Genomic DNA, 23450 nt, shown 5'->3' on the forward strand with positions numbered 1-23450 from the left:
GATGTGCGCTTGTGCGGCTTCAAGCGGGCGGCGGTTCGGTTGATTCATGGCGGTTCCTTTCTTGCATTTCCAACGGTGATATCAATGATCGCCGTGGTGAATATGCCGCCACTCTACCTACGCCTTCCCTTCATTTAGCTTTCACTCTGGTGAATCGAGCAGGACCCGTTGGACGTTTTCATTTGGCAACAAGATGCGCAGCCGGTGCGTCGCTGCATCGACATGCAGCGCCTGCGCCGGCTTGCCGTCGATGCGCACGGAGGCCGGCGGCGCCTTCACGCCGATGAACTCGACGGCCCCCACGCGCTGGTAGCCGCGGTTGGGCGGGATGTCCAGCCGCACGCCCTGCTCGTCCTGCATCACTTCGATCCGGCGCGACTGGCCCTCGCGGTAGCCATAGCCGTCGCCGTTATCCTGGAACACGTGGCTGACGCCTTTGCCGCCTGGCGCAAGGGCCAAGGTCAGCGGCACATCCTTCATCTCGCCGGTATGCAGCACCACCTCCGAAACGGGCACGCCTGCCCCGGCGCGGATGAACAGCGGCAGCCGGTCCAGCGGCGCCGCAATCATCGCCGACGTGCCACCCTCGTGACGGCTGCCGTCCCACCAGTCGACCCAGGCATCGCCTTTCGGGAAGTAGACCTCGCGGCTGCGCTGCCCTTCGCGCAGCACCGGCGCCACCAGCACGTCGCCGCCCAGCAAAAACTGATCGTCGACCAGGGCGGCGCGGGTATCGCCGGGGTAGGCGAACCACAGGGGACGCATCGGCGGCAGGCCGGTGCGCTCGCTCTCTTCGAACAGCGTGTACAGATAGGGCAGGAGGCGGTAACGCAGCTCGATGGTGGCGCGGTTGATGGCTTCGAGCTCGGCGCCGAAGGCCCAGGGCTCGCGCGGTGCGGAGACGTCGTTCGAATGCGTGCGGAAGTAAGGCGTCAGTGCCGCCGCCTGCAGCCAGCGCGTGTGCAGTTCAGCACTTGGGCTGCCCATGAAGCCGCCGACGTCGGCGCCGACGAAAGGCACGCCCGACACCGACAGATTGGTCAGCATCGGAATGGTCAAGGCCAGATGCGACCAGCTCGGCGAATTGTCGCCGGTCCAGACCGCGGCGTAGCGCTGCACGCCGGCGAAGCCCGCGCGCGTCAGCACCAGCGGGCGTTTATCCGGCCGCAGGCTGCGAAGCCCTTCGAAGCTGGCGCGCGCCATCTGCATGCCGTAGACGTTGTGGTACTGCGCGTGACTGCCCGGCCGGCCGTCGCCGGCGTGGCGCGCATCGATCGGGAAGGTGCGTTGCGGCCCGAGCGAGATCTCGGGCTTGTCGAAACCGTCGGCCGGGAACACGCCCGGCTCGTTCATGTCGTTCCAGAAGCCGTCGACGCCGAGATCCAGCGCCGGTTTATACAGGCCGCCGAACCAGGCGCGCGCCGCCGGCGAGGTGAAATCGGGGAAGGCGCAGATGCCGGGCCAGACCTTGGCCTGCAGTTCGCTGCCATCGGGCTTGCGCACATAGACGCCCTGCTCCTGGCCGCTGCGGTAGATCGCGTAGTTCCGGTCGACCTTGATGCCCGGGTCGACGATGGTGACGGCGCGGAAGCCCTCGCCGTGCAAGCGGTCCAGCATGGCCTTCGGATCGGGGAAGGTTTTCGGGTTCCAGGTGAAGACGCGGAAGCCGTCCATGTGGTCGATGTCGAGATAGAGCACATCGGCCGGAATCCGGCGCCGGCGGAACTCGCGCGCGACGTCCAGCACCTTCTGCTGCGTCATGTAGGACCAGCGCGATTGCTGGTAGCCCAGCGCCCACAGGGGCGGCAAGGCGCCGCGGCCGGTCAGCAGCGTGTAGTCGCGCAGGACGCCGGCCGGGCTGCGCTCGGCGCCGCCGGTGAACACGTAATAGTCCAGCTCTCCGCCACTCGCACCGAAGCTGCTGCGGTGGGGTTCGAGCTTGCCCATGTCGAACCAGCTGCGCCAGGTATTGTTGAAGAACAGGCCGTAGCTCCTGCCCTCGTTCAGGGCGATGAAGAAGGGAATCGCCTGGTAGGACGGATCGTGGCCCTCCGGATAGGGCGCGACGTCCGCGTTCCACATCGCCATGCTTTGCTGGTGGCGCGACAGCGGGAGGGTCTTTTCGCCGAAGCCGTAATACAGCTCGTAGTCGTCGCGGCGCATCGAGGTTTCGACGGCGCCGTCATCAGGATTGAAGGCCATCGGACGGGCCGGGTCATTCTCGACGATCAGCCGGCCGGCGCCGTCATGGATCGAGATCGCCAGCTCGGGCGTCTTGCGGATCACGACGCGCGTGCCGCTTTCGGAACGCAGTTCGATGGCCGCGCCCTGCTGCGCCAGCGTCGCCCTGGCTTTGGGAGGGGTGCCCGCGATGGCGTAGGAGACGTCCTTTTCGAAGCGTCCGCGCGGGTTCATCCGCACGCGCACCACGTCCGGCGTGACGAAGCCGACCTGCACGCGGGCGCCGCTGGACAGGCGCAGGTCGACGCCATCCTCGCCTGGCAGGCTTTGAACGACGGCGCCGACAGTGCGCAGCGCCGCGGTGGCGGGGACGGCGGCCAAGGCCATGCAGGCCGCCAGGCCGGCGCCTGCAAACATCCGCAGGAGCCGGCCGGTACTCACTGCTTGTCGCCGGCCAGGTAGAGGCCCGCGAAGCGCAGGCCGAAGTACAGGATGAAGGCGTAGCAGGCCGCCGGCACCAGGAAGGACCATTGCAGGCCCATGGCGTCGGCCACCATGCCCTGCACGAAGGGCACCACGGCGCCGCCGACGATGGCCATGCACAGGATGCCCGAGGCCTGGCCGGTGAATTTGCCGAGGCGGTACAAGGCCATGCTGAAGATGGTCGGGAACATGATCGAATTGCACAGGCCGACCGCCAGGATCGCCCACATCGCTGCCTGGCCGTGGCCGAAGATGGCGACCATGATCAGCGCGATGGAGACGGCGGCATTGAAGGCCAGGGTCTTGCCCGGGCTGACGTAGCGCATGACGGCGAAGCCGACGAAGCGGCCGACCATGGCGCCACCCCAGTAGTAGCTGACGTAGTGAGCCGCGTCCGCCGGGCTCAGGGCGGCGATGTGCGGCTCGCCGATGAAGTTGATCAGGAAGCTGCCGATGCTGACCTCGCCGCCCACGTACAGGAAGATGCCGATCGCGCCCATCAGCAGGTGGGGATGGGCCAGCACCGACGTGCGGGTAGTGCTATCGAGCTGCACCACACCGTCGTCGGTGTGTTCGATTTTCGGCAGGCGGGCAAAGGCGAACAGCACTGCCAGCAGCAAGAGCGCGCCGGCCAGGGCCAGGTAGGGCTTCTGGACGCTGGCGGCCTCGCTGACCTGGTGCGCGCCCTCGGCCAGGATCAGAATGCCGCCGAGGATGGGCGCGATGGTCGTTCCCAGCGAGTTGAAAGCCTGGGTCAGCGACAGCCGGCTCGATGCCGTGCGCGGGTCGCCCAGCACCGTCACATAGGGGTTGGCCGCCACCTGCAGGATGGTGATGCCGGCCGCCAGCACGAAGAAGCCGAGCAGGAACAGCCCATAGCCGCTCATCGACGCCGGGTAGAACAGCGCGCAGCCGGCCGCCGCGATCACCAGCCCGGTCACGGCGCCGCTCTGGTAGCCGATCTTCTTGATCAGGGCGCCGGCCGGCAGCGAGACGATGGCGTAGGCGCCGAAGAAGCAGAACTGCACCAGCATCGCCTGCACGTAGTTGAGCGTGTACAGCGCCTTCAGGTGCGGGATCAGCACGTCGTTGAGCGCGGTGAGCAGGCCCCACATGAAGAACAGGATGGTGATGATGACCAGCGGCCCGGTGTTGCCGGTAGCGGCGCCCGATTGCGGCCTTAGCGCCGTTGTTGAGGTGTGTTCCATGCTATGTCTCCTTGTTATTTTGGCGCAGCCGGCAGGTCGGCCGCATGCGTGCCCCAGCCCGCCGTCTCCGGCTGCGTGCCCAGGCGGTAGCCGAGGGTGCCGCCGGCCTGCAGCTGCTCCCAGTCCAGCCACACGCGCGACAGCGGCTTGCCGGCCCAGTTCACGGACTGTACGAAGCGGCGCTCGCCGGCCTTGGCGTCGGGTGCGTCGATGCACAGCACGCGGCCCTGCGGCAGGTCGATCTCGGCGCGGGCGAAGCGCGGCGCATGCAGCAGGAAGCGGCCGCTGCCCGGCGTGTCCGGATAGATGCCCAGCGCGCTGAACAAATACCAGGCCGACATGGTGCCGAGGTCGTCGTTGCCGGTGACGCCGCTCGGGCCGTTGCCGAACAGGGTTTCGGCGGCGCGCAGCACGGTAGTGGTCTTCCAGGGCTGGCCCATCAGGGTGTACATCCAGGGCGCGTGCAGGTCCGGCTCGTTATTCGGGTTGTAGCGGAACTGGCTGTAGTAGCTGTAGGGTCCCACCACCCAGGACTTGCGCACGGCCGCCGGGTCGGCCTGGATGGCGTCGTAGTCGAAGAACAGGTCGAGGCGGTGCAGGGCCTGGGTCTGGCCGCCCATCGCCGCGGCCAGGCCGGGGACGTCCTGCGGCACCAGCCACTGGTATTGCCAGGCCGTGCCTTCGTGGAAGCCGTGGTCGCCGCGCGGATCGAAGCCGCTGCCGACGTCGGCGAACCAGCTGCCGTCCTGCAGGCGCGGACGCGGGAAGCCCTTCAGGCCGGTCGGGGCATCGACGACGGACGGATCCCACACCTTCTTCCAGTTGAGGGCGCGCTGCGACAAGGTCAGCGCGTCGTCTTCCAGGCCGAGCGCCCAGGCCATCTTCGCCAGCGCGCTGTCGGCCAGCGCATACTCCAGGGTCGCCGAGGCGCCGTGGTGCGGGTCGGTGTCCATGCCCTTGGCCATGAAGGTGCGGTCGTACTGCACGAAGCCCTGCTGCAGGTAGCTGGGGTTGCCCGAGCGGCCCTGCGGGCGCACGTTGAAGGGCGGGACGCCGAACGCATTCTGGCGCAGCGCATCGTAGGCTTCGCGCTCGCGGCCCTTCAGCGCGCCGAAGCGCCACAAATCGACCAGGAAGGGCGTGACCGGGTCGCCGGTCATGACATTGGTCTCGAAGTTGGCATAGCCCCAGCGCGGCAGCCAGCCGCCCTGCTCGCGGATCTTCAGCACCGAGTTGGCGATGTCGCGCGCGCGCTGCGGTCGCAGCAGGGCCAGCAGCTGGTTCTGTGCGCGGTAGGTGTCCCACAGCGAGAAGTACTCGTAATAGGTCCAGTCGCGCGCGTTGTGCAGGTTGTTGTCGTAGCCGCGGTAGCGGCCGTCGGCATCGCTGCCTGTCATCGGCTGCAGCAGCGCGTGATACAGCGCGGTGTAGAACACAGTGCGGTCGTCATTGCTGCCGCCCTCGATGCGCACGCTGCCCAGTTCGCGCTGCCAGGCCGCCTGCGCCTTTTCCTTCATGGCGTCGAAGGCCAGCGGGCGGCCGCCGGCCATGCCCTCGAGCCGCAGGTTGGTGCGTGCGCCTTCGAGGTCGACGTGGGAAATCGCGCTCACGGCGGTGACGGCGCGCCCGCTCTTCAGGTCGAAGCTGAGCCAGACGCCATGCGGCCTGGCTTCGCCCGCCTGGCTCGGCCCCTTGGCGCCCGGCCAGCCGCCGCGGTCATCCCAGATGCCGTGCGCGGTCACCGGCTGGTCGAAGACGATGCGGAACCAGGTGGTGTACTTGGCGCCGCCGCAGAAACTGTTGGTGACGATCTTGCCCTCGACGCTGCGCTCGTCGACCACCTTCACTTCGCTGCCGACCACGGAATGGCGCTCGTTGGCCTGGCCCAGGTTGAGCAGCACGTGGCCGGTGGCGGTGCCGGGGGCGAAGGTGTAGCGCTCGGCGGCGGCGCGGGTCAGCGCGGTGGCCTCGAACGTGATGCCGCCGTAGCTGGTCAGCTGGACCTTGTAGTAGCCGGCCTGGCCGACTTCGCCCTCGTGGCTGTACTCGGCGCCGTACTTCTTGTAGTCGAAGCTGCCCGGCTTGCTCGTGTCGAAATCGCCGCCGGGGCCGATGCTGCCCGTCACCGGCAACACCGACAGCTGCCCGCCCTGCTCCCAGCAGCCGGCGCCGGACACATAGGAATGGCCGAAGCCGCGGATGCGCTTGTCGCTGTAGCGGTAGCCGGCGTAATGGTCGGTGGTCGGGCTGATCTGGATCATGCCGAACGGGGCCGAGGCGCCGGGATAGGTATTGCCTTCGTCCTGGGTGCCGATGAAGGTGTTGACCGGCATGCTGCCGCGGGCGATGGCTGCGGTGGCGCTCTGCGCGGCGAGCGGCAGCGCGAAGGCGGCGGCCAGCGCCAGGCACAGGGCCGGCTGGAACAGGGACATGCGGTTACGGCGCATCACGTGGCTTCTCCTTCGAGCTGTTCGAACAATGGGTGCATGGCCGCGGGCGGCGGCGGGGTGGCGCCGGCCTGCAGGCAGGCGGCGGAGCCGGCGGCCAGCGCCGCGTGCAGGTGGGACTGCAGCGAACGGCCGGGATGGCGCGCAAGGCTGTGCAGCAGGCCGGCCGCGCTGGCGTCGCCGGCGCCGACCGTGTCCACCACCGCCACCTTCGGCGCGCGCGCATCGACGCGCTGGTCGCGGTGGAACAGGCTTGCGCCCTCACCGCCACGCGTCAGCAGGCAATACGCATCGGGGTTGAAAGCGCGCAGCTGCCGCAGCGCGTCGTCCAGCGCCAGGCCCGGGAACAGGCCGCGCAGATCGTCGTCCGACACCTTGACCAGGTCGGCCAGCGCCGCCATCCGTTGCAGGGTCGGCGTGTAGCGCTCGTCCATCACATTGCGGTAATTCGGGTCGTAGCTGATCGCCACGCCCTTCGCCTTCAACTGTTCGGCCAGCGCCACCAGCTTCGATGCCAGCGGCTCGCGCGCCAGGCTGATGCCGCCGAAGTGCGCCCAGCGCAGCGAATCCGACCAGGCGGCGGGCAGCGCTGCCGGGTCGAAGTGCAGGTCGGCGCTGTCGTCGCCGATGAAGAAGTAGCGCGGCGGCTCGCATTTTTCCACGATGGCCAGCAGCGGCGAACGCGGCACGCGCTGCGTCAGGCGCAGGTCCAGGCCGACTTCTTCGCTGGCCATCCACAGGGCGTCGCCGAAGCGGTCCTGGCTGATGGCGCCGGCAAAGGCAGTGGGCTCGCCCAGCACCGCCAGCGCGCGCGCCACATTCCAGGTCGAACCGCCGACGCGGCTCACCCACCGTTCGCCGCCCTGGTCGATCATGTCGGTCAGCGCCTCGCCGGCGCACAGCATCAACGGAGCCTCATGCACGGTCGGCCTCCGCCAGCACGGTGAGGATGTCGTAGCAGGCGCCCATGGTGTGGTAATCCACCTTGCCGGCCGGGCTCTTCTCGTCGCTCAGCTTGCGGTTCTCGCGGTCGAGGATGCGGAACCAGGCGCCGTATTCGTGATCGACGAAATGGGTCCAGCTGTAGGCCCACAGGCGCTCGTACCAGTCCCAGTACTTCGCGTTCCCGGTGCGCTGGGCCAGCATGGCGGCGGCGGCCGCGCTTTCGGCCTGCACCCAGAAGTACTTGTGCCAGTCGCAGATGCTCAGGTCCGGAGCCAGCGAGTAGCACAGGCCGCCGTGCTCGGGGTCCCAGCCCTTGTCCACCGCGACGCCGAACAGCTTTTCGGCGGTCGGCAGCAGCCAGCCCAGGTCTTCGTTCAAGACACCCTTGCCGCGCGCCTCCAGCTGCACCAGCAGCTTGGCCCACTCCGTGAAGTGGCCGGGCTGGTAGCCCCAGGGGCGGAACAGGTTTTCCGGATCGTCGATGTTGAATTTCCAGTCCGGCTGCCACTGGGCATCGTAGTGCTCCCAGATCAGGCCACCGCAGCGCCCGGCCTGGCGCTGGGTGATGTTGGAAGCCACGGTGTAGGCGCGCTCCAGGTAGCGGCGCTCGCCGGTGGCCTGGTAAGCGGCCTGCAGCGCCTCGCAGGCGTGCATGTTGGCGTTCTGGCCGCGGTAGGTGGACAGCGTGCTCCAGTCCTGGCTGGCTTCGTCGGCGTACAGGCCATCCGCGGCCTGCCAGAAGCTTTTCTCCATCAAGTCGAAGGTTTCGGCGATCCAGGGGCGCGCCTCATCCAGCCCCGCCATCGCGGCATGCGCATAGGCCAGCAGCACGAAGGCCTGGCCATAGGCATGCTGGGTGCCGTCTTCGACCTCGCGGCCGTCCAGCATCCAGGCATAGCTGCCGTCCTGCCGGCGGTGCGCCTCGCGCAGGAAGCGCACGGCGTGCTTCAGGCCGTCCAGATAGGCCTGGTCCTGGAAATGACGGTAGGCCATCGCATAGGTGAACACGAAGCGGGTGCTGCTGACCAGGTGCCGGTGGCGCGTATCGTAGACCGTGCCGTCGTCCTTGAAATACTGGTACATGCCGCCGGCGGGGTCGATGGCGCGCGGATGGTAGAAGCGCATGGTGTGCTGCGCGTGGTCGAGCAGCACGGCCGGGCTGCGGAAATTCGGGAGAGTGGTCATGGTGGTCAGGGTCAGTGTGCTCTAGTCGTCGCAGCTGCTTTCGCGTACGACCATCTCGACTGGCACGGTTATCTGTGATGGATTTTCGTCTGGCTTGTTGAGCAATAATTCGATGCCGGCGCGGCCCAGCGCTTCCTTGTCCACGTGGATGGTGCTGAGCGGCGGGATGGCGGCAGCGGCGGCGGCGATGTCGTCGAAACCGACGATCGCGATGTCATACGGGACCTTGAGGCCCTCGTTCAGACAGAACTTCATGGCGGCCAGCGCAGTGCTGTCGTTGTAGCAGAAGACGGCGTCGGCCCGCTTCGGCAGCGCGAGCAGGCTGCGCATGGCTTCCGCCACGCCCTCGTCGCCCTCGCCCATGGACGGCACGATGACTTCCAGGTCCGGATCGGCATGCACCTTCGCGTCGAACAGCGCCTGGCGGAAGCCGCGGTTGCGCTGCTGGATGCTGTAGTGGGCAAGGGAACCGGACAGCATGGCAATGCGCTTGCGGCCGCAGCGCAGCAGGTGCTGGGTGGCCAGGTAGCCGCCGCGCAGGTTGTCCGGATTGACCGAGGTGAAGCCGCGCCGGTGCATATCCACCAGCACGATCGGCTTGCCGGCATGCTGCAGGGCGTCCAGCACTTCGGGCTCGAAAAAGCCGGCGCAGACGAAGGCGTCCGGCTGGTGCACGCGGATCTGCGCCAGCACCGGCTCGGCCGGATCGACGGTGATGAAGGACAGGGCCACGCCTTCGCGCCGGCATGCCGCTTCCGCGCCCTGCAGCACCGGCGAGAAGAAGGGGCTGGAGGCGAGCGTGTTGTGCTGGCTGTGCAGCAGGAAGGCAATGCGGCGGATGCGGCCCTTCTTCAGCTGGCCGAAGTCGTAGCCCAGCCCGAGCGCGGCGTCGCGCACCTTGTTGCGGGTGAGTTCCGTCATGCCGGCCTGGTTCTTCAGCGCGCGCGAGACCGTGCCGATCGACAGTCCGGTGTTCTCCGCGATGTCGCGCAGGGTGACCTGGCTCACGGCTGCATCCTCGGACGGCGCGGCGGCATCACATACATGAAGGGGTCTCCAAGATCCTGTTTATTAAACGCACGCGGTTCTTTGCCGCGCGTCTGTTCATCGTCGTTGTATCCCAGCAGCCTCCGGGGCGTCAATCGGAGGCGCTGGATCGTTCCACTTTTTAGCGCGTTTTAGTAAACGCAAATACGTCCCCCAGCGACCGCACCCGCAGCGACTTGCGCAAGCTCGCGAGGCCGGCTTTCGAGGCCACGCGCACCGACAGGCTCTCGCCAGGCAGCAGGGTCAGGGCATTGTCGGCCGGTTCGGCGTCGGCGTCGCCGAAATCGATCCAGACGGCGCGCGCCAGCTTTTCCGCACGCAGATCGAGCACATAGCCGCCGCCATCGCTGCGCAAGTCCACATGCAGGCCGGCGTCCGGCCACGCCATTTCCTTCGCCGCCCTGAAATATACGACACCGCGCGAGGCCGGCTCACCTTCCGCCTGCAGCTCGAACACCGCCACCGTGGATGCCGGGTCGGCGCCGCCCAGCAGCTCGGCATCCAGGTAATCCGCCACCCTGGCCGCCGACAGCGGCGCCAGCTCGACCGGCTTGCGCTCGTCGCGCAGCACCTTGCCGTCCAGGCCCATCACGCGCAGGCGCAGCTCGCCGCGTAGAAGCCGGGTACGGTCGTTGAGCAGGCTGACCGCGGTCTTTCCCGCCGCGTCGCGCAGCGCGGCCACCGCCACCGGCGCATAGAAGCGGCGCGCGTGATAATGCAGCGCCTTCCAGCGCCCGAACCAGTCCACGCTGGACCAGGAAGCGCCCGGCCACACGTCGTTGAGCTGCCAGTACAGGGAACCCATCGTGAACGGACGGCTGGCGCGGTGGTGCAGTGCCGCCAGTTCGATGCCCTCGGCCTGGGCGGCCTGGCTCAGGTAGACGAAGCTGCCGAAGTCCTTCGTGTCGCCGAATTCGTAATCGACGTACTTCATCAGCCTTTCGTTGCCCTTCCCGGCCAGGAATTTCTGGTGCGCCTCGATCACCGGGCTGGCGATGCCCTGCTCCTCGGGTTTGGCAAAGGCGTCGATGGTGCGCTGCACCGGCCAGGCCTGCAGGCCGTACTCGGACATGAAGCGCGGCGTGATCTCCAAATACTTCACGGGTGGGTGCGCCGGGTTGCCCCAGACTTCCCAGTAATGCATGTCGCCGCTGGCCGGGGTGTTGGCGACTTCCGCCAGGTCGTCGCCCGGCGAACTGGCCCAATAGGCGATGCCGCCGCCTTCTTCCGCCACCACCTTGCGCAGGTCGGCGCCGAACAGCTGCTTGTAACCCTTCCACACCTTGTCGGCGAAAGCCGGGTCGGCCGCCTTCATATCCTTGCCCTGCCCCCAATACTTCCACGCGATCTCTTCCTCGTTGTTGCCGCACCAGAGGGCGATGCTCGGATGGTTGCGCAGGCGCCGCACGTTGTCGCGCGCCTCCGCGATCACGTTGGCGCGGAAGGATTCAATGTAGGCCGGCTGCATGCCGCCGCCGAACATGAAGTCCTGCCAGACCAGCAGGCCCAGCTCGTCGGCCAGATCGAAGAAGTCCTCGCTCTCGTAATAGCCGCCGCCCCAGCTGCGCAGGAAGTTCATGTTGGCGTCCCGCGCCGATTGCAGCACGCGGCGCAGCTGGGCCTTGTTCACCCGCGGCTGGAACATGTCGAAGGGGATGCTGTTGGCGCCCTTGGCGAATACCGGGATGCCGTTGACGGCGAAATAGAAGCTGCGGCCCTTGGCGTCCGGCTCGCGGCGCAGCTCGATGCTGCGCAGGCCGGTGCGTGCGCTGGTCTTGGCCAGCGTCGATGAACCGTCGCCGACTTCCAGCTCGTAACGGTACAGCGGCTGCGCTCCATAGCCATTCGGGAACCAGCGCTGCGGCCTGTCGACGTGCACGGGCAGCTCGATGCGGTTGTCTCCGGCATGCAGGTCGACGCGCTTCTGCGCCGCCAGCGAGCGCCTGCCATCCGGCGCGCTCTGCCAGACGCGCAGCTCGACCGCGCCGGCGCGCACCGCGTCGAGCGAAGCCACCGCGGCGATGTCGGCGCGGGCTTCGTCCACATGGTCCTGGCGCAGTTGCAGGTTGTCGATCCGAACCGCGTCCCAGCTCTGCAGCACCACCGGCTTCCAGATGCCGGCGGTGACGTAGCGAGGGCCCCAGTCCCAGCCGTAGTGGTAGCCGGGCTTGCGCGCGAAGTTGCCGGTCATCGCATCCTGCGGCTCGTCGCCGTAGGGAGACGGGTAGTTACCGGCCAGCTTGACCGGCATCGCCTGTACCGTCGGCAGCAGCTTCGCGATCGGCGAACGCAGCACGATGCGCAGCTCGTTGCACTTCGCGCGCAGCCTGCCCTGCACCGGCACGCGCCAGCTGCGGAAGGCATTGTCGGCGTCCAGCACTTTGACGCCGTTCAGCCAGACCTCGGCAAAGGTGTCGAGGCCCTCGAACACCAGGTCGCTGCGCGCCTTGGTCAGCGCCGCGCGCGGCGCGTCGAAGCGCGTGCGGTACTCCCAGTCGCCCAAACCGATCCATTGCAGGCCGGCTTCGGGTGCGCCCACGTAGGGATCGGGAATCAGTTTGTTCGCCAGCAGGTCGGTGTGCACGGTGCCCGGTACCGTCGCCGCACGCCAGGAAGCCGCTTGCGGATGCGCCGCAGCCTGCGCATTGCCGGGAAGGAGACGGACGCTCCAGCCCTTGTCGATCACGAAGCCCTCCGGCGCAGCGGCCATGGCCGAAACGGCGGCAGCGGCCAAGACAAGCCCCAGGAACAGCCTCGCCAGCGGACGCGCACTCATACGAGGGGCGCCTTCCAGTAACGCTCTATCCACTCCCCGTGGGTCGGCATCGCCGCCACCGCCTGCGCCAGCATTGCACGCATGCTCTCGACGTGGTCGACCAGCCGGTCCTCCGGCATCTCGTCGACGATCGGGTGGTAGCCCTGCGGGACGATGCGCTGGCCCAGCATCACTTGGACCCAGCTGGGCAGCGCGAAGAAATCCTCGCCGTTGCGGAAGTAGCGCCCGTCGACGCGGAACAGGTCCATGGTCTCGCGCAGGGTGTCGGGGACGGCCATGGTGCGGCAATGATCCCAGAAGGGCGTGTCGCCGCGTTCGGTCGCATGGTAGTGCAGGATGATGAAGTCGCGAATGCGCTCGAATTCGAAGGCGGATTCGCGGTTGTAGCGTTCCGCCAGCAGCGGATTGAAATCCCGCGTGGGGAAGAGGCTGAGCAGGCGGGTGATGCCCGATTGGGCCGAGTAGATGCTGGTCGATTCCAGCGGCTCCAGGAAGCCGCTGGCCAGCCCCACCGCCACCACGTTCTTGTCCCAGAATTTCTTGCGGATGCCGGCAGTGAAGCGCAGCGGACGCGGATCGGCCAGGGCCTTGCCATCCAGGCCCGCCAGCAGCGTGGCCGTGGCTTCGTCCTCGCTCATGTGACGGCTCGAATACACGTGGCCGTTGCCGGTGCGGTGCTGCAGCGGAATGCGCCACTGCCAGCCCGCCTTGCGCGCCGTCGAGCGCGTGTAGGGCGTGATCGGATGGACGCTTTCGCTGGGCACGGCCAGCGCGCGGTCGCAGGGCAGCCAGTGCGACCAGTCTTCGTAGCCGGCATGTAAAGTCTGCTCGATCAGCAGCCCGCGGAATCCCGAGCAGTCGATGAACAGTTCGCCGCCGACCTGCTCGCCGCTTTCCAGGGTCACCGATTCGATGAAGCCATCGTCGGCGCGCTGGTTTACCCCGACGATCTTGCCTTCGATGCGCTGCACGCCGCGCTTCTCGGCCAGCTCGCGCAGGAAGCGGGCGTACAAAGTCGCGTCGAAGTGGTAGGCGTAGGCGATGTCGGCCAGCGGCGAATTCGGCGCCGCATTGCGGTCGCCCGGCGCGAATTTACCCTGCGGCGCCATCACCGTTTGCGGCGAATAGTCGCCGATCGGGCCGGCGCGGCCCGCTAAAAACAGCTTGAGCCAGAACTGGTGGAAAGGCAGCGGCCCGAGCGAGCGGCCGATGGCGCCGAAGCCGTGGATATAACTGTCGCCGATGCGGCTCCAGTCCTTGAATTCGATGCCCAGCTTGACCGTGGCCTGGGTGCGCTTGACGAATTCCGCCTCATCGATGCCCAGCCATTGGCCGTTGAACAGCCGGATGTGCGGAACGCTGGCCTCGCCCACGCCGACGATGCCGATCTCCTCGGACTCGACCAGGCGAATCGATGCGCCCTTGCCCAGGTAGGTGGCAAAGGCTGCGGCAGCCATCCAGCCCGCGCTGCCGCCACCGACCACGACGATGCTCTTGATGCGATTGTCCACGTTCATTGCAGCCTCCAAAAAAGATCTCCCCGGCGCAAGCGGCCGGGGAGCAAGGGGCAACTCAGAACTTGTAGTTCAGGCCAACATAGGCGATGCGGCCGGCATAACCGTTCGAGTAGAAGCGGTTCTTGGTGTCGTTGCCGAGGTGGGCGCGGGTCTCCTGCCTGGTCAGGTTCAGCACCGAGGCGGTCAGGCTGAGCTGCTTGGTGAAGTTGTAGGCCGCGTTCAGGTCGATCTGGCTGTACGGGTCTTCATACACGTTCAAGCCGTTCTGCAGGCCGTCCACCACTTCGCCGCGGCGGTTGTACGACGCGCGCAGCAGCAGTTTGTCGGTTTCGTAGAACACCGTCATGTTGACCTGGTTGCGGGCGCTGCCGACCAGCGGCGACGAACCCACGTCGGTGCCGTCTTCCAGCGTGATGGCGGCCTGGTTGGTCTTGTTGTAGGTGTAGTTGAACTGGAAGCCGATGCCGTTCGACAGCGTGTGCTGGGCATACAGCTCGGCGCCCTGCGACACGCCGTTGCGGCCGCCGGCGCTGGTCGAGTAGTTCTGCACCGTCACGTTCTGGCCGCCGACGTTCAGGACCACGTCCATCACCACCGGCACCGAGAAGTTGCTGACGTTCTTGCGGAACACGTCGAGGCCGAGCACCGAACCGCGCTGGAAGTACCACTCCAGACCCAGGTCGAACTGGGTGGCCTTGTACGGCTCCAGGTTCTTGTTGCTGCCCGAACCGAACCAGCCCGGATTGCCGCCGCCACCGATCAGGCGGCGGTCGTTGACGTATTCCTGGCTGAAGTTCTGCAGGCCGCCCGGCGCGGCGATATCGCTATAGCTCGGACGCGAGATCACCTTCGAGGCGGCGGCGCGCAGCAGCAGGGTGTCGGTCAGGTCGTAGGCCAGGTTCAGGCTGGGCAGCACGTCGTTGTAGGTGCGGTCGAGCGAGCTGACGACAAAGGTCTGGGTGCGTGCGATGCTGTCCGGCAGAGTCGTGAAGCCGCTGACGCAGCCCGAACCGGCCGGTGCGCCGGCTGCCGGGGCGCCGCCCGCGAGGCAAGGCGCCGGGGTGCCATTGGGACCGTTGAAGAAGTAGTCCTTGTAGTTCTCGACCTGGTCGGTCGAATCGGCATGCTGCTTGGTCCTCACGTAGCGCACGCCGACGTTGCCGCGCAGGCGGTCGGTCTTGATGTTGGCCTGCAGGTAGCCCGAGGAGATCTTCTCGCCGACGTTGAACACGAAGTTGTCTTCGTTACGGGTCTGCATCTGGCCGTAGGTCTTGTTCAGGTAATTGACGTAGGTCGCGTAGTCGATCGCCGGGAAGGCGCTGGCCTTGATGCCGCCGGCGATGTTGTCCAGCGACTGGCCGTACAAGAACTGCGGCTGGAACTTGTTGGCGGTCGGGTCGCAGCCGGCCTGGTAGCGGTTGTCGTAGTTGCTCGGGTCCTTGCCCGGGCACACCCAGTAGTTGTTGCCGGTGTTGCGGTGGGTGCCGCCGTCGCGGTACTTGGCGCCGAACTGCAGCGAATCCAGCCACTTGCTGCCGTCGTTGTGCCAGGTGAAGTCGGCCTGGGCGTAATTCTGCTTGGTGCTGTTGCGGGTCCACGAGGACGAGGTCGAGCCGAGGTCGATCTCGCCGATGCCCTTGGCCAGGTTGGCCATCAGCTCGGGCGAGAAGTTCATGGTCGGCGTGCCGTTCAGGTTCCAGCTGCTGGCGTAGTTACCCAAGGTCCAGCTGCCGTTGGCGTTCTGCACGCGCGGCTTGATCGGCATCGAGAACTGCAGCGACGGTCCGCCGCCGGCCCAGGTGCGGCCGGCCAGGAAGTTGGCGTCCAGCGACTCGCCCTTCCATTCGGCGCCGATGTCGAAGGTCTGCGACTTCGCTTTTTCGCGGTTGTAGCTGCCGGTGATCTGCGGGGTCGGGATGGTGCAGTCGTCAGGGCCCCAGCCGCCCGGCTTCTGGCCCGCGGCCTTGGCCTGGTCTTCGCTGCAGTAGTAGGTCTTGCCCGGGTGGGCGCTGTAGTTCGCGCCGGTGACGATGGTGCCGCTCGGGTCGAAGGTCAGGCCGTCGAGCATGCGGCCGCCCGGCCAGTTGCCGTCGCCCGAATAGCGCGCCAGGTTCCATTCCGGGACCTTGAGCGTGTTGGTCTGCGAGTTCTGCGACAGGTCGAAGCGGAAGTAATTCGCGGTCAGGTTCAGGTTGCGCATCGGCTTGAACTGCAGGGTCAGCTGGCCGCCCTTGCGCTCGCGCTGCTCTTCCTTCACGTTGAAGTTGACCGAGGTCGGCATCATGAAGTTGGTGTAGTACTTGCCCGACTGGTCGTAGAAGCCCGACTGGCCCCACCAGTAGCTGGTCATGTCCGACGGCTTGCCGTTGACGTCCGTGGCCGGGTGGGCGTCGTAGTCGTCGCCGTACCAGCTCCAGTTTTCGGTGGTCGCGCTCATGGTGCGCGTGGTGCGCTTCTGCTGGGTGAAGCCGACAAGCACGCCGAAGCGGTTGCTCTCGTCGTGCCAGGCGTACTGGCCGGAGAACTGGCCGTCGCCCTTCTTGGTCGTGTCGGCCCAGGTGCCTTCGGCGTTGACGAAGCCGCTGCCCGACTTCACGTCCAGCGGACGGCGGGTGTGCAGGATCACGGTGCCGCCGATGCCGCCTTCGTCGATGCGCGCTTCCGGCGTCTTGAACAGTTCTGCGCTGCCCAGCATGTTCGAGGGCATCAGCATGTAGTTGAAGGAACGCGAAGGATCGCCGTTGGACTCGGCGGTGGCGACGTAATTGCCGTTCAACTGGGTCAGGGTCAGTTCCGAGGACAGGCCGCGGACGCTGACGTTCTTGCCTTCGCCGCCGCTGCGGTCGATGATCACGCCCGGCACGCGCTGCAGCGCGTCGGCCACGTTCTTGTCGGGGAATTTGCCGATGTCTTCGGCGGTGACCACGTCGACGATGGCGTTGGCGTTGCGCTTCTGGTCGAGGCTCTTCTCGATCGAATAGCGGTAGCCGGTGACGACGACCTTCTCCGGTTGCTTGCCGTCGACCGTCGTATCGGCCGAGCTGTCGGCGGGAGCGGTTTGCGCGTGCGCGCTGGCAATGCTCAACAGGGCCAGGGCGACTGCCGCGGCAATCGGGGTATTCCTGAACATCATCTCATGTCTCCTTATGGTGCCCTGTGGATGGGCTTCTTTTGTCTGACGCTACTGAGGCCATTTACTAAACGGCCGTGCCAGCGTCCTGCGCCGTGGGGCATCGCACTGCGCCCTATTGGAGTTATACAAACTTGGTTTTGCAGGCTCAACAAGATTTGAAAAACGGCGCGCAGTTTAGCCGCGTTTTCGTAAACATGACCTGTTTCGACATGCGATCGGAATGTAAGGGCACAGGCGCGGGCTTACCCGTGTTTCATAAACAGAGGGGGGTGTGGACGAGGGCTGCGCCGTTCTTGGGCAAGAATGACCCACTAAAGCCATTCCTGTTGTCCTGGCAGCGCTGATGCGGAGCGGTGCTTTGAGCGTCTGCGACCAACTAAGAGCGGACGTTCAATTTTGGTGTCACTCTCTGGCGGGGATTGCGGGCGAATGCCCGCTTCGGGTCCGACCGGGGCCGGCCGGATAAGCTGGCACAAACTACTTGGAACAGGTCTTGCCCTTCACGCCATGGAAGCCTTTCGCTTTTGCGTCAGCTTCTACCATGTACGACCCCTTCTTGGTCTTCCCGTAGTACTTGTCGCCTTCGCAGTGATAGACCTTGCTGGATTCGTTCACCCACACTTTGCCGTCACCACCACCAGGGGCCTGCTCCATCTGCGCCTTGTTTGCTTTGTTTGACTTTGCAGAGTCAGCCTTTGATGGGTTCGATACCGCGGCGGCGGTAGGTGCCTTCGCTGGAGCAGTTGCAGTTGGGGCAACCGGATTCGGCACCGTTGTCTGGGCAAACGCTGCGCTTGCCATCAAGAGGGTGAGCGTGGCGCTGAACAAAAGCTTTTTCATAGTCGTTCCGGTAAGGATTACACGAAAATACGTGCCTTATCAAATAACGATAGAGCAATCTGCCAGTTGACTTCGAAAAGTAACTGATTGCAAGCAATCGAACGTTGTCACCTTACGCTTGCTGGGCGCGGCAAGTTCTATCAACAAGCCAAACATCCCCTAAATCTTCTTGAGCGCCGAAGGCTTGTGCGCAGCTTCGGCCCCGGTCTCGTCGCTCACGACCAGGTATTCCGGGTTCTCTGCGGATGCCGCCACGTGATGGCCCTTGATCTCGATCGGCGCCGTCAGCTTTTTCTTGACCGTGCCGCGCACCGCGCCCTGCGCCGCATGCCATTCCACCTTGTCGCCTGCCTTGAAGGTCTGGGTCATGATTCCCTCCTTTGTCCTGGACAGATATTGAAACACAGCGCCCTCCTCCGCAGCGTTCCTTACCGGCTGGATACGTGACGCCAGCCATTTCCAAGCTTGGCTATACTGAATTCAAGCCATGATCGGCACGCAACGCCGATCCATCCTTCACGTTTCATAGACTGACAGGGGGTAATATGCAGACGACCTGGATTGTGTCGGCCAACGCCGGCCGCGCGAGGATTTTTTCGGAAGCCGATCCATCGGAGCCGCTGGAAGAAATCGAGGACATGATCAGCAGCGCCGCGCGCCTGCGCGACGTGGACATCAATACCGATGAAGTCGGGCGCACCGCCGCCGGCAGCAGCCGTCATGGCATCGGCGGCAACGAGGCGGCGGGCTTCGCCCACAATGCCAAGGCCGGCGCGCCGAACAAGTCCTACCAGCCGGCCCAGACCCCGCAGGAACACGAGGCCGAGCAGTTCGCCAAGGAGATCTCGAAATACCTGATGGACGCGCACCAGGAAGGCCGCTTCCAGCAGCTGGTCATTTCGGCCTCGCCGCAATTCCTCGGCGCCCTGCGCAACTACCTCGATTCGCACATCAAGCCGCTGATCAAACTCGAGGTCAACAAGGACTATACGCACTCGAACGCGCAGCAACTGCGCGAGCAGATCCGCGAGCAGCTGCAAGCCCAGCGCGCCAGCAAACTGCAGTAAGTCCTCACTAGCTGTCCAGTACAACGCCAGCCCGAAAGGTTGGCGTTTTTTCATGTGGCGTTTACCGCACGCCTGTTCGATTTTCTATCCAAAAAGCATATCCACTTTCACACGGCGCTGGTATTCTTGCGATATTTCTATGTGGCAATACCTATTGTCACTTTGCAATTACAGTAGCGGAGCCAATGTGATTCGAGCAGTTAACGCCAGCGTGCGCCATCAACTCAGACTAGCCTTTGCGGTCGTGATCGCGATTTCCTTCCTGTCCACCGGCCTGGCGCTCTGGCGCCTGCAGGCGCTGTCCCAGGACACCCGTGCACTCACCGAGCAGCCGCTCATGAAGGAGCGCCTGATCTCGAAATGGCAGCTGAACATGTCGGTGGGCGCCAAGCGCACCGCGGCCGTGGTGCGCTCGTCGGACCCGGAACTGGCAAGCTTCTTTGCCGACGAAGCCAAGGCATCCACCGCCAGCTCCTCCGAATTGCAGAAGAAAGTCGGCGAACTCCTCGCCACGCCGGAAGAAAAAGCCGTGTACGAGGAAATCGGCCGCGTGCGCAAGCTGTACACCAGCAGCCGCGACCGCGCCACCCAGCTCAAGGCCGAGGGCAAGCATGAGGAAGCGCGCGCCGTGTTCGACCGCGACTTCAAGCCGACTACCGACCTCTACATCGCCAAGACCCAGGAACTGCTGGCGCTGCAGCAGAAAACCATCGACGAGCAGGCCCGCACCGTGCTGGCCAGCGCCGCGCGCAGCGAGTCGGTGCTGATCGCCCTGAGCCTGGCGACCCTGGTGGCCAGCATTGCGGCCGGCCTGCTGTTCTCGCGCTCCCTGTTCCGCCGCCTCGGCGGCGAGCCGGCGCGCGCCGTCGAAGTCGCGGCCCAGATCGCGGCCGGCAACCTGCGCGTGCAGGTGGAGGTGGCGCCGGGCGACGACAGCAGCCTGATGGCCGCCATGCAGCGCATGCGCGACAGCCTGGCGGGCATGGTCGCCCAGGTACGCGAAAGCACGATCGCCATCGCAGAATCGGCCCAGATCATTTCGAGCGAAGCCCAGGACCTGTCGAGCCGCACCGAGCGCCAGGCCGCGGCGCTGGAGGAGACCGCCTCCTCGATGGAAGAGCTGACCCAGACCGTCGGCCACAATACCGACAACGCCGGCCAGGCCAGCGAACTGGCGGCCCAGGCCAGCGACATCGCACGCCAGGGCGGCGCCATGGTCGGCCAGCTGGTCGACACCATGGGCCAGATCGACGAATCGTCCAAGCGCGTCACCGACATCATCGGCGTCATCGACGGCATCGCCTTCCAGACCAATATCCTGGCCCTGAACGCGGCGGTGGAAGCGGCGCGCGCCGGCGAACAGGGACGCGGTTTCGCGGTGGTGGCAAGCGAGGTGCGCGCGCTGGCCCAGCGCTCGGCCGGCGCGGCCAAGGAAATCAAGGGCCTGATCGACGACTCGACCCGGCGCGTGGAAGGCGGCGCCAAGCTGGCGCAGCAGGCCGGCGCCACCATGAGCGGCATCGTCGGCGGCATCGAACGCGTGACCGGGATCATGAGCGGCATCGTCGAATCCAGCCGCGAGCAATCGGCCGGTATCGCCCAGGTCAGCCAGACCGTGTCGCAGATGGACCAGACCACACAGCAGAACGCCGCCCTGGTCGAAGAAGCGGCGGCCGCCACCGCCGTGCTGCGCGAGCAGGCTGCCTCGCTGGAAGCGATGATGGCCACCTTCCAGATCGCCGGCCCGCAATCCCGTGCGCCACACCGTCCCGTGCCGCAGGAAGCCGCCGCGCTGCCGCGCCTGCGCGCCGCCTGAGTATCTAGACTCAAATTCAATAATCTACCGCCAAGGTTTCGCACCATTCTGGTGCGAAACTGGCGGCAGCCCCTACTCTGCTGACGTATGTACAACAGCTGAGTCATTGTCCATACGCATAGTCATCAATTTGATGTAGCAGCTGTTCACGAACATGCTAACATCCACAAATTCCTTACGGAAACATTTTCAAGACGATGCATTGCTGCGTATAACAATAAATAACCGGCAATAAGCCGAGAGACTCCATGAAAAATATAGGTTCCAGGTTGATTGACCGTTACATCACGGCGATCCACTGGTTCATTCCCGCCGAAGCCCAGCAGAACGCTGCGCAGCTCACGCGGGCGCAGAACGTCGTCAACGCCGTGCTCCTGGCCGCGCTCTCGGGGCCTTTCTATTCGATGGCGTATTACCTGCTCGGTTTCCCCGTCGCAGCCCAGGAAATCCTGGCCTGCTGCACGTTCATGTTCATCTCGCCCTTCCTGCTGCGCGCGACCCGCAGCATCGCGATCGCGCGCGAGGTCTTCCTGTGCGCGGTGTTCTTCAATTTCACCTGGCTGACCTTCAATCTGGGCGGGGTGAATGCGCCTACCGCCGGCTGGCTGATCACGGCGCCGGTGGTCGCGATGTTCCTGGGCGGCGTCGGCACCGCCGTGTTCTGGCTGACCATGAGCTGCGGCGCGGTGGCCGCCATTTATATCCTGCCGCTGATGGGCTATGCACTGCCGCCCCATCCGGTCAAGGACATGGACCTGCTCTACCTGCTGTGCGATCTCGGCCTCTACCTGGTCATCGTCGTGTTCGTGCTGCTGTTCGAATTGACCAAGACCCAGGGCTTCATCAAGCTCGAGCAGGCCCTGAACGTCATCAACGAACTGGCGATCCGCGACGAACTGACCGGCAGCCATAACCGCCGCCACCTGATCGGCCTGATCGAACAGGAACGCGAGCGCGTGATGAAAGGCACCCAGCCTTTCTGCGTCTGCCTGCTCGACATCGACTTCTTCAAGCGCATCAACGATACCTATGGCCACGCCGCCGGCGACGCGGTGCTGCGCAGCTTCGCCGTCACGGTGCAGAAGCAGATCCGCGAAAGCGACGCCTTCGGCCGCTACGGCGGCGAGGAATTCCTGCTGATGCTGCCCGAGACCACGCTGGAAGACGCGATGCTGTTCGCCGAGCGCGTCCGCATGGGCATCGAGCGCCTGGTGTTCCGCGACATCTCCGGCGAGCTGAAGGTCTCGGTCTCGATTGGCGTGGCCCAGTTCCGCATCGGCGAGACCATCGGCCAGACCGTCACCCGCGCCGACGAGGCCCTGTACACCGCCAAGTCGAGCGGCCGCAACCGCGTCGTCAACCACGGCCAGACCGTCGAGCTGCTGCGCGACCAGGGCGAGTCCGATACCGATACCGACACCGGCGCCTCGCCGCTGCCGCTGGAACTGACCGACACCAGCCAGTGCGACCCGCTCACCGGCCTGCTGGGCCGGCGCGTGCTGCGCGACCGCCTGAACCACGCGATGTCGCGCTCGATCCGCAACGAGCGCCTGGTCGGCCTGATGCTGCTGAACGTGAACAAGTTCAAGGACATCAACGAAGCCCTGGGCTACGAAGCCGGCGATGCGATCCTGGCCCAGATCGCGGCCAACGTGCGCGACTGCCTGCGCGATTCCGACACCGTGGTGCGCTGGGGCGGCGACGAATTCATCGTGATCCTGGAAGACCTGGCGCAGCTCGGCGACGCCCAGCAGGTGGCGGAAAAGATCCTCGACCGCTTCGCCCTGCCGCTGCGCGCCGGCGAGCGCGAATCCTTCGTCAGCCTGAGCGTCGGCATCGCCACCTTCCCGGCGCCCGGCTGCGACATCGACACCCTGCTCAAGCGCGCCGACACGGCGATGAGCCGCGCCAAGATGTGGGGCGAGAACAGCGTGCAGGTCTTCTCCTCGGATGCGCCGCTGCCGCCGAGCGAGCGCCTGATCCTCAAGAACCACCTGCGCGAGGCGCTGGCCCAGAACCAGCTGCTGCTGGAATACCAGCCGCAGGTCGACATCGCCACCCGCCGCATCGTCGGCGTCGAGGCGCTGATCCGCTGGAACCATCCGCAGTACGGCCGCATCGAGCCGGGCCGTTTCATTACCCTGGCCGAAGAGACCGGCCTGATCGTGCCGATCGGCGAATGGGTGCTGCGCTCCGCCTGCGCCCAGAACCGCGCCTGGCTCGACGCCGGCCTGCCGCTGCTGAAGACCGCGGTCAACCTGTCGGCGCGCCAGCTCAAGCATCCGGAGCTGGTCGGCCGCGTGCTCGAGATCATCGCCGAAACGGGCATCGCACCGTCCTGCCTGGATCTGGAGATCACCGAGGGCATCCTGATCGATAATATGGAGATGAACCGCCAGGGACTGCAGACGCTGCGCCAGGCCGGGGTCCAGGTATCGATCGACGATTTCGGCACCGGCTATTCGAGCCTGGGCTACCTGACTGAGCTCCCGGCTGATATCCTCAAGATGGACCGCAGCTTCGTCACCCGCCTCGGCCAGGGAGAGGCCAGCGCGCGCGGCTATGCGCTGGCCGAATCGATCATCCACATGGCCCACCGCCTGCAGCTGTCGGTGATCGCGGAAGCGGTCGAGACCGAAGAGCAGCTGGCCGACCTGTCGGCGATGGGCTGCGACTTCGCGCAGGGCTACTACTTCCACCGTCCGCTGGCGGCCGACAAGGTGGCCGAACTGCTGCGCCAGCAAGCTGCGGCCGACCAGGGTTCCGCCCTGCAGGTTGCCTAGTGCAGGCAGATTAACGAAAGAA

14 protein-coding genes are annotated in these 23450 nt (G+C 65.8%); 3 read left to right on the forward strand and 11 right to left on the reverse strand.

From position 1 onward, the window contains the following. Window positions 1-141 precede the first annotated feature (141 nt). From AC07PE_RS25800 to AC07PE_RS25850, 11 genes are all read right to left on the reverse strand, one after another. On the reverse strand, window positions 142-2598 hold the full coding sequence (locus tag AC07PE_RS25800) for a glycoside hydrolase family 31 protein (RefSeq protein WP_498769957.1): 2457 nt from the start codon (window positions 2596-2598) through the stop codon (window positions 142-144). Between the two features lie 20 nt (window positions 2599-2618). Beyond that, window positions 2619-3872, reverse strand: coding sequence for a sugar MFS transporter (locus AC07PE_RS25805; protein ID WP_498769959.1), 1254 nt, complete (start codon window positions 3870-3872; stop codon window positions 2619-2621). A gap of 14 nt (window positions 3873-3886) precedes the next feature. After that, complete coding sequence (locus tag AC07PE_RS25810) at window positions 3887-6319, reverse strand: GH92 family glycosyl hydrolase (RefSeq protein WP_498770083.1); 2433 nt, start codon at window positions 6317-6319, stop codon at window positions 3887-3889. Further along, window positions 6319-7224, reverse strand: coding sequence for a carbohydrate kinase family protein (locus tag AC07PE_RS25815; protein ID WP_498770085.1), 906 nt, complete (start codon window positions 7222-7224; stop codon window positions 6319-6321). Before AC07PE_RS25815 ends, AC07PE_RS25810 begins: the two co-directional genes overlap by 1 nt. A gap of 10 nt (window positions 7225-7234) precedes the next feature. Continuing rightward, complete coding sequence (locus tag AC07PE_RS25820; protein ID WP_498769961.1) at window positions 7235-8449, reverse strand: AGE family epimerase/isomerase; 1215 nt, start codon at window positions 8447-8449, stop codon at window positions 7235-7237. A 21-nt stretch (window positions 8450-8470) separates the two neighbouring features. After that, window positions 8471-9457: a LacI family DNA-binding transcriptional regulator gene (locus AC07PE_RS25825; protein WP_498769963.1), complete on the reverse strand. Its 987-nt coding sequence runs from the start codon at window positions 9455-9457 to the stop codon at window positions 8471-8473. A gap of 160 nt (window positions 9458-9617) precedes the next feature. Then, the gene (locus AC07PE_RS25830; protein WP_498769965.1) at window positions 9618-12272 is read right to left on the reverse strand and encodes a beta-mannosidase; all 2655 of its coding nucleotides are present in this window, start codon (window positions 12270-12272) and stop codon (window positions 9618-9620) included. Beyond that, window positions 12269-13789, reverse strand: a complete 1521-nt coding sequence (locus tag AC07PE_RS25835) for a tryptophan halogenase family protein (RefSeq protein WP_498769967.1) — start codon at window positions 13787-13789, stop codon at window positions 12269-12271. The genes AC07PE_RS25830 and AC07PE_RS25835 overlap by 4 nt, the downstream gene beginning before the upstream one ends. Before the next feature lie 55 nt (window positions 13790-13844). Beyond that, a complete protein-coding gene (locus AC07PE_RS25840) occupies window positions 13845-16922 on the reverse strand; it encodes a TonB-dependent receptor (protein ID WP_498769969.1) in 3078 nt (1025 codons plus the stop codon). Window positions 16923-17399: 477 nt separating this feature from the next. After that, complete coding sequence (locus tag AC07PE_RS25845) at window positions 17400-17762, reverse strand: hypothetical protein (RefSeq protein ID WP_498769971.1); 363 nt, start codon at window positions 17760-17762, stop codon at window positions 17400-17402. Window positions 17763-17921: 159 nt separating this feature from the next. After that, entirely contained in the window at window positions 17922-18131 is a 210-nt protein-coding gene (locus AC07PE_RS25850) for a hypervirulence associated TUDOR domain-containing protein (RefSeq protein WP_498769973.1), read from the reverse strand. Window positions 18132-18307: 176 nt separating this feature from the next. On the opposite strand from AC07PE_RS25850, the gene AC07PE_RS25855 reads away from it, so the two are divergent. The 3 genes from AC07PE_RS25855 to AC07PE_RS25865 all read left to right on the forward strand — a co-directional run bounded on the left by AC07PE_RS25855 (window position 18308) and on the right by AC07PE_RS25865 (window position 23428). Further along, window positions 18308-18829: a host attachment protein gene (locus tag AC07PE_RS25855; protein WP_498769974.1), complete on the forward strand. Its 522-nt coding sequence runs from the start codon at window positions 18308-18310 to the stop codon at window positions 18827-18829. A 211-nt stretch (window positions 18830-19040) separates the two neighbouring features. After that, complete coding sequence (locus AC07PE_RS25860) at window positions 19041-20645, forward strand: methyl-accepting chemotaxis protein (RefSeq protein ID WP_498769976.1); 1605 nt, start codon at window positions 19041-19043, stop codon at window positions 20643-20645. A 269-nt stretch (window positions 20646-20914) separates the two neighbouring features. Then, on the forward strand, window positions 20915-23428 hold the full coding sequence (locus AC07PE_RS25865) for a diguanylate cyclase (RefSeq protein WP_498769978.1): 2514 nt from the start codon (window positions 20915-20917) through the stop codon (window positions 23426-23428). Window positions 23429-23450 lie beyond the last annotated feature (22 nt).

It is taken from the genome of Telluria sp. GW821-FHT07G12, from assembly GCF_059418525.1.

Excerpts from the sequence above, each read along its gene's own strand:
- AC07PE_RS25850 (WP_498769973.1), bottom strand. The coding sequence starts at position 18,131 with ATGACCCAGACCTTCAAGGCAGGCGACAAGGTGGAATGGCATGCGGCG.
- AC07PE_RS25805 (WP_498769959.1), bottom strand. The coding sequence starts at position 3,872 with ATGGAACACACCTCAACAACGGCGCTAAGGCCGCAATCGGGCGCCGCT.
- AC07PE_RS25840 (WP_498769969.1), bottom strand. The coding sequence starts at position 16,922 with ATGATGTTCAGGAATACCCCGATTGCCGCGGCAGTCGCCCTGGCCCTG.
- AC07PE_RS25810 (WP_498770083.1), bottom strand. The coding sequence starts at position 6,319 with ATGCGCCGTAACCGCATGTCCCTGTTCCAGCCGGCCCTGTGCCTGGCG.
- AC07PE_RS25800 (WP_498769957.1), bottom strand. The coding sequence starts at position 2,598 with ATGTTTGCAGGCGCCGGCCTGGCGGCCTGCATGGCCTTGGCCGCCGTC.
- AC07PE_RS25845 (WP_498769971.1), bottom strand. The coding sequence starts at position 17,762 with ATGAAAAAGCTTTTGTTCAGCGCCACGCTCACCCTCTTGATGGCAAGC.
- AC07PE_RS25835 (WP_498769967.1), bottom strand. The coding sequence starts at position 13,789 with ATGAACGTGGACAATCGCATCAAGAGCATCGTCGTGGTCGGTGGCGGC.
- AC07PE_RS25820 (WP_498769961.1), bottom strand. The coding sequence starts at position 8,449 with ATGACCACTCTCCCGAATTTCCGCAGCCCGGCCGTGCTGCTCGACCAC.
- AC07PE_RS25855 (WP_498769974.1), top strand. The coding sequence starts at position 18,308 with ATGCAGACGACCTGGATTGTGTCGGCCAACGCCGGCCGCGCGAGGATT.
- AC07PE_RS25815 (WP_498770085.1), bottom strand. The coding sequence starts at position 7,224 with ATGCTGTGCGCCGGCGAGGCGCTGACCGACATGATCGACCAGGGCGGC.
- AC07PE_RS25830 (WP_498769965.1), bottom strand. The coding sequence starts at position 12,272 with ATGAGTGCGCGTCCGCTGGCGAGGCTGTTCCTGGGGCTTGTCTTGGCC.